This is a genomic window from Cellulomonas algicola (assembly GCF_003851725.1).
Taxonomy (GTDB): Bacteria; Actinomycetota; Actinomycetes; order Actinomycetales; family Cellulomonadaceae; genus Cellulomonas; species Cellulomonas algicola.
Map to the genome: position 1 here is coordinate 1 of NZ_BHYL01000006.1, position 11,453 is coordinate 11,453.

An 11,453-nucleotide genomic window follows, 5' to 3' on the forward strand; every position below is an offset into this window, starting at 1 on the left:
CCCGTGTCGCCCGCGGCCGCGTCGGTGCCGCGTGCTCCCGTCGCGCACGTCCCGCCGCCCCCCGGCGACCCGGCCGGCCCGGCCGGCGCGTACGGCGCCGCACCCGTGCGTCGACCCACGTCCGCGTACCGCGCCGACGGCTCGTCCGGGCTGCCGCCGGTGCTCCCCCCCGACGACGGCCTGGAGTCGTTCGACGAGCTCGGCTGGGGCGAGCCCGACGCCCCCGAGCGCCGCCGCTTCGACCCCACCAAGCTCGTGCTCGCGGTCGTCGCCGTCGCCGTCGTCATCGGCGTCGTGCTGGCCTTCCGGGCGCTCTTCTCGTCGCTCGACCCCGGGGACACCGGGGCGCAGCCCGACGACCAGACGCAGGAGCAGCCCGCCGAGTCCGCGGCGCCGGAGCAGCCCGCCGAGCAGCCCGACGAGACGCCCGCGGGTGAGGCGCCTGCCGCTGCCGCCCCGGTGATCGCCTCGACCACGTCGTTCGACCCGTCCGACTCCGACGGCGAGCACGAGGAAGCCGTCACCCGCGCCTACGACGGCGACCCGTCGACGTTCTGGTACACCCAGACGTACAAGCGCGACGACTTCGCCGGCTTCAAGAACGCCGTCGGCTACATCGTCAACCTCCAGGCCCCCTCGACGCTGTCGAAGGTGACGCTGCACGTCAACGGCACCGGTGGGAACGTCGAGATCCGGAACACCACCGCGGCCGACCCCGGCGGCGGCACCGTCCTCGCGTCCGGGCCGGTGGGACCCGACACGGTCTTCGAGTTCGACCCCGTCGAGGCGTCGACCGTCGTCGTGTGGATCACGCAGCTCCCGACCGCTGCCGACGGTGGCTTCCGCCTCGAGCTCAACGAGATGTCGCTCGGCTGACCCGAACGCAGGGACCGCACGGCCGCGCGAGGGGATGCTCGCCGCCACGCGCCTCGGCGGTCGGACCTGGAACAGATCCGGCCTACGATCGGTTGAGCGAACAGCCCGCAGCCGGCAACCCCGTCGGCCCGCCGTACCCCAAGGACTCACGTGAGCGACCAGCCCAGCACAGTGCGCGACCTCGTCATCGTCGGATCGGGCCCCGCCGGCTACACGGCCGCGATCTACGCGGCCCGCGCGGGTCTCGCGCCCCTCGTCGTCGCCGGCTCCGTCACCGCCGGTGGCGCGCTCATGAACACCACCGAGGTCGAGAACTTCCCCGGCTTCCCAGACGGCATCCAGGGCCCCGAGCTCATGGACGCGCTGCAGAAGCAGGCCGAGAAGTTCGGCGCCGAGGTGCTGTGGGACGACGCCGTCGCACTCTCCCTCGAGGGTGACGTCAAGACCGTCACCGTCTCCGGCGGCGAGACCTACGCCGCGCGCGCCGTCATCCTCTCCACCGGGTCCGCGTATCGCGAGCTCGGCCTCGACGACGAGAAGCGGCTGTCCGGCCGTGGCGTGTCCTGGTGCGCCACCTGCGACGGCTTCTTCTTCCGCGACCAGGAGATCATCGTCGTCGGCGGTGGTGACTCCGCCGTCGAGGAGGCCACCTTCCTCACGCGGTTCGGCAAGCGCGTCACGCTCGTGCACCGCCGCGACCAGCTCCGCGCGTCCAAGATCATGGCCGACCGTGCCGCGTCCGACCCCAAGATCGAGTTCGCGTGGAACTCCGAGGTCGTCGCGATCCACGGCGAGGACAAGGTCACCGGCGTGACCCTGCGTGACACCGTCACCGGCGAGACGCGCGAGCACTCCGCCACCGGCGTGTTCGTCGCGATCGGGCACGTGCCGCGCACCGACCTGCTCGTCGGCCAGGTCGAGCTCGACGACAACGGCTACGTCTCCGTCGTCGGACGGTCCACCCGGACCAACCTGCCCGGCGTCTTCGCCGCGGGCGACGTCGTCGACCACACCTACCGCCAGGCGATCACCGCAGCCGGGTCCGGATGCGCCGCCGCGCTCGACGCCCAGCACTACCTCGCCGCGCTCGGCGACACCGCGCACGACGTCGTCGACCCGGTGCCCACGACCGTCGCGCCCGTCCTCGTCCAGGAGGTCTGATGAGCACCCTCACCGCCGTCACCGACGACACGTTCCAGTCCGAGGTCCTCGACTCCCCCATCCCGGTCATCGTCGACTTCTGGGCGCCCTGGTGCGGCCCGTGCCGCATGGTCGCGCCCGTCCTCGACGAGCTCGCTGCGCAGTACGACGGTCGCGTCAAGATCGTCAAGGTCAACGCCGACGAGAACCCGCAGGTCACCGGTAACTACGGGATCGTGTCGATCCCCACGCTCAACGTGTACGTCGGCGGCGAGCTCGTGAAGTCCGTCATCGGCGCCCGCCCCAAGGCGTTCTACGCCGGCGAGATCGAGGACGTCCTCACCGCGGCCTGACGTCCGCCGCGCGACCCACGGGCCGCCGCTCCCTCACCGGGACGGCGGCCCGTCCGCATGCCGTCCGGCGTCGCACGCGTCAGCGGTCGCGCACCCGTCGCGCGCCTCCGCACGCAGCCCGTCGTCGGTCTCCTCGCACAGCGCGTCGCCCGTCTCGTCGCACAGCGGTCGCCGTCTCGTCGCACGGCACGTCGCCCACCTCGTCGAGGCCCCGGGCGGCGAACAGCAGCAGCTCCCACCACCGTCCGGCCCGCGACCCGCACCGGACCCGCACGTCTCGCCGCACGCATGCTGCGCGGGCGCGTCGTCGTGACGTGCGACACTGCCAGGATGACCACGCAGCCTGGGCCCCCGCGCGAGACGTCGGGCGGCCACCCCACGTCCTCCGCCGCGGCGGGAACCGGCACGCGCCTCGACCCCTGGCTCTCCGCGTACGCCGAGCGCACCCACGGTATGCGCGCCTCCGAGATCCGCGCCCTCTTCGCCGTCGCGAACCGGCCCGAGGTCGTCTCGCTCGCGGGCGGCATGCCGTTCCTCGAAGGGCTCCCCCTCGACGACCTCGCCGAGCTCGCCGCCCGCGTGGTCGCGACCCGCGGCCTCCAGGCGCTCCAGTACGGCTCCGGCCAGGGCGACGAGACGCTCCGCGAGCAGATCCTCGACGTCATGCGGCTCGAAGGCATCGACGCCCACCCCGACGACGTCGTCGTGACCACCGGGTCGCAGCAGGCTCTCGACCTCGTGACCAGGATCTTCGTCGACCCGGGCGACGTCGTCGTCGCCGAGGCCCCCTCGTACGTCGGCGCGCTCGGTGTCTTCCGCGCCTATCAGGCCGACGTCGTGCACGTCCCGATCGACGCCGACGGCCTCGACCCCGACGCGCTCGAGTCGACCCTCGCGTCGCTCGCCGCCGCAGGTCGCACCGTGAAGCTCCTGTACACGGTGCCGAACTTCCACAACCCCGCCGGTGTCTCCTTGTCGGCAGAGCGCCGCCCGCGCGTCCTCGCGATCGCGCAGCGGTACGGCGTCCTCGTCGTCGAGGACAACCCGTACGGGCTGCTCGGCTTCGACAGCGAGCCGCGCGCCGCGATCCGGTCGCTCGACGCCGACGGTGTCGTCTACCTCGGGTCCTTCTCCAAGACCTTCGCGCCCGGTTACCGCGTCGGCTGGGTCGTCGCCCCGCACGCCGTCCGCGAGAAGCTCGTCCTGGCCTCCGAGTCCGCGATCCTCTGCCCGTCGAACGCGTCGCAGCTCGCGATCTCGACCTACCTGTCGACCGCGGACTGGCGCGGCCAGATCAAGGTGTACCGCGAGCAGTACCGCGAGCGACGCGACGCCATGGTGTCGGCGCTCGCGGAGCACCTGCCCGAGGCGTCGTGGAACGTCCCCGACGGGGGCTTCTACACCTGGGTCAGGCTGCCACAGGGCCTCGACGCCAAGGACATGCTGCCCCGCGCCGTCACCGCGCGCGTCGCGTACGTACCGGGCACTGCGTTCTACTTCGACGGCTCCGGCGCCGACCACATGCGACTGTCGTTCTGCTACCCGACGCCTGAGCGCATCCGCGAGGGCGTGCGGCGGCTCGCGGGCGTCGTCGCCGGGGAGCGTGAGCTCGTCGAGCTGTTCGGCACCAACGCCGGCGGCGCGTCCGACAGCGTGCAGTCCCCCGGTCCAGACGTCGCCTGACCTCGCGCGTCCGTACCACCGCCGTGGCTGCCCCGCCGATCACTCGCCCGACGTCCGCCGTGACGGTCGACCCAGGTATCGCACGTCGAGCATCTCTCCAGCGTGTGATCGTCGCGGTCGTCGGTTCGGTGTCCGGGGTCTCGGGTGTCCACACGTCACCTGCCAGGCTGGTCGACACCCCCGTCGCACGGGCAGCGTTCACCCGACGCGTCGTCGTACCGGCCGCCGGTTCGGCCTTCGCGGACTCCCCTGTCCACTCGACGGCCGTCGTCACTGTGCTAGGACCGACGGCGGCTGGACCCGTGACGCATCGGTCGCGACGAGGCGCATGCACGAGATCCCGTGGTGATCGCGCGCGTCCCCGGGCGCGCCGGGGTCGCGTCTCCCGCCCTCGTCCTCGACCCGTACCGCTCCACGCCTTCGGAGGAACCACGCCGTGACCATCCCGTCTTCGCCGCGCGTCGCCGTTCTCGCAGGCGGCCTCTCGCACGAGCGCGACGTGTCGCTGCGCTCCGGGCGGCGCGTCGCCGAGGCGCTCCGGTCCGTCGGCGTCGAGGTGTCGATCCACGACGTCGACTCCGACCTCGTGCCCGCGCTCGGCGATCTCCGCCCCGACCTGGTGTGGCCACTCCTCCACGGTGCGTCCGGTGAGGACGGCTCCGTGCGAGACGTGGTGCAGCTCCTCGGCCTGCGGCTCCTCGGTACCGGCCCGCGCGCCAGCCGTGTCGCCTGGAGCAAGCCGATCGCGAAGACCATCGTCGCCGGGGCCGGCCTCGCGACACCCGAGTTCGTCACGCTCCCGCAGTCGCTCTTCCGCGAGCTCGGTGCCGGCCGCGTCCTCGACACCGTCGTCGCGCGGCTGGGGCTGCCGCTCGTCGTGAAGCCGTCGCGTGGCGGGTCGGCGCTCGGCGTGAACCTCGTGACCTCCGCCGACGACCTGCCCCGCGCCATGGTCGACTGCTTCTCCTACAGCGACACCGCGCTCATCGAGCGGGCGGTCGTCGGGACGGAGGTCGCGGTCAGCGTCGTCGACACGGGCGATGGTCCGGTTGCTCTCCCTCCCGTGGAGATCGTGACCGACGGGGCGTACGACTACGACGCGCGGTACAACCCCGGGCGGGTCGAGTACTTCACCCCTGCGCGGCTCGACGACGCCGTCGCTACCGCCGTGCGCGAGGCCGCCGTGACCGCACACCGGTCGCTCGGGCTCACGCGCCTGTCGCGCACGGACCTCATCGTCGACGGCGAGGGGCAGCCGTGGTTCCTCGAGGTCAACGTAGCCCCCGGGATGACCGAGACCTCACTCTTGCCACAGGCAGCCGAAGGCGCTGGGCACAATCTCGGGGACTTGTACCGATCGCTGGTACTGGCTTCCCTCGAGTGAAGCGAAGGGGGGCGAACCCGCAGGTCCGCGCCCCTTTCGTCCCCGTTCCGACGGCCTGACGGGTCAGTTCTTCAGCAGACCCGGGTCCTCGGGCGCCAGGCTCTCGAGGATGCGGTTGAGGTCCTGCACCGAGGCGAACTCGACCGTGAGCCGACCGCGCGTCTTCCCGAGTGCCACCTTGACGCGCGTGTCGAAACGGTCTGACAGTCGCGCCGCGAGGTCGTCGAGCGCCGCGTTGCGGTCCCCCGCTCGCGGCGCCGCCCGACGCGTCGGGGTCGCACCGTCGACGCCGAGCGACACGATCTCCTCGACCGCACGCACCGAGAGTCCTTCGGCGACGATGCGCTGCGCGAGTCGCTCGATCGCCGCGCCGTCGCTCAGGCCGAGCAGAGCGCGGGCGTGGCCGGCCGAGAGCACGCCCGCGGCGACCCGGCGCTGGACCAGCGGCGGGAGCCTGAGCAGACGGAGGGTGTTCGAGATCTGCGGCCGCGACCGGTGGATCCGAGTCGCGAGCTCCTCGTGCGTGCAGCCGAAGTCGTCCAGCAGCTGCTGGTACGCCGCCGCCTCCTCGAGGGGGTTCAGCTGGGCGCGGTGCAGGTTCTCCAGCAGCGCGTCGCGAAGCAGGTCGGAGTCCTCGGTGTCCCGCACGATCGCCGGGATCGTGTCGAGGCCTGCTGCCTGCGTCGCGCGCCAGCGGCGCTCGCCCATGATCAGCTCGTAGCCGTCCTCGACCGCGCGGACGACGACCGGCTGGAGCACGCCGATCTCGCGGATCGAGCCGACGAGCTCCTCCAGCGCCTCCTCGTCGAACACGGTGCGCGGCTGGCGCGGGTTGGGACGGATCGCGCCGACCGGAAGCTCGGCGAAGCGGGCGCCCGGGACCGGCACGAGGCCGTCGAGGTCCGGGTCGACCGCCGCGGGCGTGGTGCCGTTCGAGCCGGCCTTGCCGTCCGAGCCCAACGCGCCATCGGTCGACCCAGCCGCGGACCGTGATGCCCCGTCGACGCTGACCGCACTGCCGACACCGTCGCGCGCCGCGACCTCGCGCGGGGTGACCTCCTGCACCAGGGCCGCAGCGGCCGTCGCGCCGTTGGTCGTCACCCCGGCGGTCGTCGCCCCGTCGGTGGCGCCGTCCGGAACGCGTGCGGACGCAGCCCCCGCCGTGCCGGGCTCCTCCGTCGACGGAGCAGTCGTGCCTTCGGCGGCGGTCGTCGCCGCAGCGTTGTCGCGCTTGGCGTCGGGGAAGAACACGTCGACCGGACGCTCGCCCGACGGCCGCTGGCCGTCGAGTCCTGTCGGGATGAGTGCCCCGAGACCCCGGCCGAGCCCGCGTCGCTTCTCGCTCACTGGTCCTCCTGATGTGCGGCCATGACAGGCTCGCCGTGGTGCTGCTCGTGGGTCGCGGCGACGGCGGTCGGCGCGGCAGTGTGCGGGTCGACCGAGGTGTGCTGGTCACCGGGGGCCGAGACCGTGTGCTCGGCGTGTCCGTGTGTGACTGACTCGGCGGCCACGCTGGCTGACGCGACACCGTCGGCGCCGTCCGTCGATCCGTCGGTCGTGGCAGCACCACGCTCGGCGATCTCGCGCGCTGCCTCCAGGTACGCCAGCGCGCCCGAGGAGCCCGCATCGTACGTCATCACCGTCTGGCCGTAGCTGGGCGCCTCCGAGATCCTGACCGACCGCGGAACCGTGGTCCGCAGCGTGCGGTCCGGGAAGTGCGTCCGCACCTCCTCGGCGACCTGCTGCGCGAGGTTGGTCCGTGCGTCGTACATGGTGAGCAGGATCGTCGAGACGTGCAGATCGGGGTTGAGGTGGGCCTGGATCAGCTGGATCGACTTGAGGAGCTGGCTGAGCCCTTCGAGCGCGTAGTACTCGCACTGGATCGGGATGAGCACCTCGCGTGCGACCACGAACGCGTTGACCGTCAGCAGCCCCAGGCTCGGCGGGCAGTCGACGAAGACGTAGTCGATCGGTTCGAGCCCTTGCGCCGCGCGCCACTCCAGGTACCGGTCCAGGGCGTTCCGCAGGCGTGTCTCCCGGGCGACCATCGAGACCAGCTCGATCTCCGCACCCGACAAGTCGATCGTCGCGGGCAGGCACCACAGGTGGGGGACGTCAGGGCTCTCCTGCACCGCCTCTTCGATCGGGGCGCCGTCGACCAGCACCTCGTAGATCGACGGGGTGCCGGCACGGTGGTCGATGCCGAGCGCCGTGGACGCGTTGCCCTGAGGGTCGTTGTCGAGCACCAGCACGTTCAGACCGGCTTGGGCCAGCGCCGCCGCCAGGTTGACCGTGGTGGTCGTCTTGCCGACGCCGCCCTTCTGGTTCGCGACGGTGATCACCCGCGTCGCGGATGGGCGCGGGAACCGGCGGCCACGGAGCTCGATGCGGCGGCGTGCGTCCAGCTGCAGCTCGGCCATCAGCGGCGTCTCGTGATCCGCCTGCGGGAGGCTGTTCACGAGCGCGGCGCGGCGGTGCTCGTCGCTGTCGACGTGGAGAGGGCCGGGGTCGCCGCTGGCAGACAGCGGCGAGTGCTCAGGGTTCACGTGCAGTTCGTCGTCCTCATCGGGCGCCACGGCGCGGTCTTCGCGACCGCTCGAGGTGCTGGTCTCCGCAACCCCGTCCGCCCGCGCCTCGCTCTCCGGTCCAGCCGTCACGGACTCCGTGGCGGGCTCACGACCAGCGGACGACTGCTCCGCGGTGCCGGCTGCACCGGGTGCAGCAGGGTTGTCGACAGATTCTCCCCCATCACCGTCGACCCCCGTGACCGTCGAGGGGGTGCTTTCCGTCGAGCCTTGGGCAACCTCGTGGAAGTCGTTCGGCGCCGATGCGGTCGGCTCGTGAAAGATCCGGACGCTGCCCTCGTCGGTGCGCGCTCCTGTTTCACGTGAAACGAGGTGGCGGTTCTGGGACTCCTCGGTACCGAACGGAGTCGAGCCCCGCGAACCGTCTGACGCATGCTCGGTGGTCGTTCCAGAGGGGCCGAGCGCCTGGTCGCTGACCGCAGTCGCGTGCCAGTCCGGAGACGGCGATCCCCACGTCGCGTCGGGCTGCTGTGCGTCGTGCCCGGGCGTCGACGGAGCGACGCCGCGCTCGTCGTCGCGTGCCGATGTCGAGTCCTTGCCCGGCGCGGGTTCCGACAACCCGTTGTGCATCGAAGTCGACACCGTTGTTCCACGTGAAACGTCAGCGAACCCAGAGTCGGCGACCACGGACGGCTCGGCCCTCGTGTCAACCGGAGCGTTCGATGCGCCCGGAGCGGTCTCACCGCTCCCCCAGGCGAGTCCGTCGGTCGCAGGCGAGTAGGCGTCGCCGCCGGCCGTCGGGCCGCTCTCTGTCGCCGAGGCGTGCGGGTCCGTCGTCGCGGATCCGTCTGGCGTCCACACGGGCACCTCAGGTTCTCCTCCGCCCGACGCGGCGCTGAATGGTGTCGGCGCTGGCATCAGGTTCGGCTCCGCCGACACCGGCTCCGCCTTGCGCTTCTTCCTACCGAACACCTGCCACCTCCCGTACGACTCGGACGACTCGAGTGGGTTCGACTCCCGCGATCGTCGACGCCAAGGCCACCTCGGCAACGCCAGCACCCCACTTCTTCCCGACGTGCTTGGCGTCCTGCACTTCCTGCTCCGCCTTGTCGCCCTTGAGCGCCACGAGGACGCCGCCTGGGCGTAGGAGAGGGAGTGCCATGCGGTAGAGCTTGTCGAGGGCGGCGACCGCGCGTGCCGTGACCGCGTCACCGACGAGTCGGCCGTGGACGTCCTGTGCTCGGTTCCGCTCGACGGTGACGTTGTCGAGCGTGAGCTGCGTGGCGACCTCGGTCAGCCAGTCGGTACGACGCTCCATCGGCTCCAGGAGCACGACCTCACACTCGGGTCGCATCGCGGCCACCACGATCCCCGGCAGTCCGGCACCGCTCCCGAGATCGATGATTCGCCCTCGCTCCGGTAGAAACGGCACGACCGCTGCGGAGTTGAGCAGGTGGCGGGACCACAGCCGTGTGACCTCGCGGGGTCCGACCAAGCCGCGGAGCACGCCCTCGTCGACGAGCATCGAGTGGAATCGCGCGACCGCCGGCCACGCGTCCCCGAAGAACTCGGTCACGGCGGGGTCGCCCGTCAGGGGATCGTCAGCTCCTGCCACCTCGGGGGCCTCACCCGTCACTACGTCCCCCGTTTCACGTGAAACAACACTTCATCCCGCGCACCGATCGGCTTGCAGCTCAGGCCGGTGAGCGTCCACTCGTGCCGCTGGTGGGCCGCGGCGACGACCCACCGTACCGTGCGGTCCTGCACCTCCCCTGACGATCCACAGGCGGGTCGCGGACCCATCCACGACATCCCGCCGACACGCCGATGCCGCCCGGCGATCTCGTCTCGAACGCCCCGTGCGGCCGTCACATCGGCACCGGGGAGGGCGATCGATGACCTCGCCCGATGCCCCCATCCGCGTCCGTCGGCACCTCTCCGCGCCTCCAGCTGCCCGCCCCGTGGCACGCGGGCCTGCGCGGTGCATCACCCACGTCGACCGGTGCGGCATCCGGAACCGCTGCGCATCTCGCCGCTCGCGTCGCCCACGGCCTCAACGCCCGGCTGCGGTTTCTCGTGCCTCGGAACCACCGACGCCTGTCGCCGCGCCCACGATCGATGCTCGGTACGCCGGGCTTGGGCACGGACCCGACCGTTGCTCCGCCGCGGGAGCGTGCCGCGCGCGATGTCAGCGCCACGTGTCGTGCACAGCGGCGGCACGCGGCGATCACCGCACGACCGTCGACGCACGGCCATCGACGCACGGCCATCGACGCACGGCCATCGACGCACGGCCTTCGACGCACGGCCTTCGACGCACGGCCATTGACGCACGGCCATTGACGCACAGCGGTCAGTTCACGCGGCCGTGCGATCCCGTGGCGCCCCCGTTCGGCGCGCTCTGGTCCTCCGTTCTCGACATCCCTGTTCGTGCTCCTGGCTCCGACTAGATCGCCGCACTCCCCTCGCCTGATGTCCCCTGCCTCGCAACCTGCGCCCGCATGCTCCGATCCCCCTACTCGCCCCGCCGCCCGTCAACTGCGTGCCCCTCCTCCGCGCCCCCTACCCGCCGCCCGTCAACTGCGTGCCCCTCCTCCGCGCCCCCTACCCGCCGCCCGCTCCTGCTCTGGGTCCTGTCCATTGGTCGCCGGCGACGCTCCCGCCGTTGCTCGCCCCGCCGCTCCTGCTCCTGCAATGCTCCCCGTCGACGCCTGTGCTGCTTCCCAATGATCCTTGTCGACGCTCCTTCTCCTTCCTCTCGCCGCCTGTCTTGCGCGCCGCCCGACGCCGCCCACTGCCGACCGCCCGGTTCCAGACGCTGCCGCCCAGACCCCGACCCATCTCCCGCAGACCCGCGCGCGGTTCCGTGCCCACTGGCTACCGGTCCTCCACACCGCTGCCGAGCGCTCGGCCTCAACCCTTGCCCCACTGATCGACCCACCTCCCGCTGACCACCCCGGTCCCCCCCCCCCGCTGACCACCCCCGGTCTCACGACCCGCTGACCTCCGACCGGCCCCACTTCCCTGGCTACCGGTAAGACACACCTGTGCCGAGCGCCCGCCCCGGGCTCCCCGCTCACCGCCCGGCCGCCTTTCGCTGACCATCGCCCGGTCCCGCTGCCCACTGACCCCGACCCGGTCCCGTGCCCACGGCTACCAGTCGTGAGCATCGCTGCCGCGCGTCCGGCCTCAGTCCCCGCCCCCCGCCGAGCGACCCACCTCCCGCTGGCCCTCGCCACTCCCACGCCCCGCTGATCCACGCCCCACTGACCCCGCGCCACCCGGCGCCGATGGCCATCGGCCCTACGCAACGCAGCCGAGCGCCCTGGCCAGCCTTCGCCGCGCCCACCGTCTGCCCCGTCTCTCGCTACCCCCGCCCGGTCCCACGCCCCACTGACAACCGGTCCTGCGCAGCAATGCCGAGCACCCCGGCCAGCCTTCGCCGCGCCCACCGTCTGCCCCGTCTCTCGCTACCCCCGCCCGCTCCCACAC

General features: G+C 72.2%; 7 protein-coding genes and 1 pseudogene. 5 read left to right on the plus strand and 3 right to left on the minus strand.

Annotated features, from left to right (window positions below; genetic code table 11):
* The 5 genes and pseudogenes from CTKZ_RS21285 to CTKZ_RS00340 all read left to right on the plus strand — a co-directional run.
* Positions 1-876: pseudogene (locus tag CTKZ_RS21285) on the plus strand (hypothetical protein); the annotation flags it as partial.
* A 150-nt stretch (positions 877-1,026) separates the two neighbouring features.
* Positions 1,027-2,037 carry a thioredoxin-disulfide reductase gene (gene trxB / locus CTKZ_RS00325; RefSeq protein ID WP_124341051.1) on the plus strand — a complete coding sequence of 337 codons (1,011 nt, stop codon included), beginning with the start codon at positions 1,027-1,029 and terminating at the stop codon, positions 2,035-2,037.
* Entirely contained in the window at positions 2,037-2,369 is a 333-nt protein-coding gene (trxA, locus tag CTKZ_RS00330; protein ID WP_124341052.1) for a thioredoxin, read from the plus strand. The genes trxB and trxA overlap by 1 nt, the downstream gene beginning before the upstream one ends.
* A 330-nt stretch (positions 2,370-2,699) precedes the next feature.
* Entirely contained in the window at positions 2,700-4,052 is a 1,353-nt protein-coding gene (locus CTKZ_RS00335) for an aminotransferase-like domain-containing protein (protein WP_124341053.1), read from the plus strand.
* 436 nt (positions 4,053-4,488) lie between these two features.
* Positions 4,489-5,436, plus strand: a complete 948-nt coding sequence (locus CTKZ_RS00340) for a D-alanine--D-alanine ligase family protein (protein WP_124341054.1) — start codon at positions 4,489-4,491, stop codon at positions 5,434-5,436.
* A gap of 63 nt (positions 5,437-5,499) precedes the next feature.
* On the opposite strand, the gene CTKZ_RS00345 is transcribed toward CTKZ_RS00340, so the two are convergent.
* The 3 genes from CTKZ_RS00345 to rsmG form a co-directional block, all read right to left on the minus strand.
* On the minus strand, positions 5,500-6,783 hold the full coding sequence (locus CTKZ_RS00345) for a ParB/RepB/Spo0J family partition protein (protein WP_124341055.1): 1,284 nt from the start codon (positions 6,781-6,783) through the stop codon (positions 5,500-5,502).
* Positions 6,780-8,603: a ParA family protein gene (locus tag CTKZ_RS22630; RefSeq protein WP_307720279.1), complete on the minus strand. Its 1,824-nt coding sequence runs from the start codon at positions 8,601-8,603 to the stop codon at positions 6,780-6,782. The genes CTKZ_RS00345 and CTKZ_RS22630 overlap by 4 nt, the downstream gene beginning before the upstream one ends.
* A gap of 319 nt (positions 8,604-8,922) precedes the next feature.
* Positions 8,923-9,537 carry a 16S rRNA (guanine(527)-N(7))-methyltransferase RsmG gene (gene rsmG, locus CTKZ_RS00355; RefSeq protein ID WP_235843099.1) on the minus strand — a complete coding sequence of 205 codons (615 nt, stop codon included), beginning with the start codon at positions 9,535-9,537 and terminating at the stop codon, positions 8,923-8,925.
* Between the last annotated feature and the right edge of the window lie 1,916 nt (positions 9,538-11,453).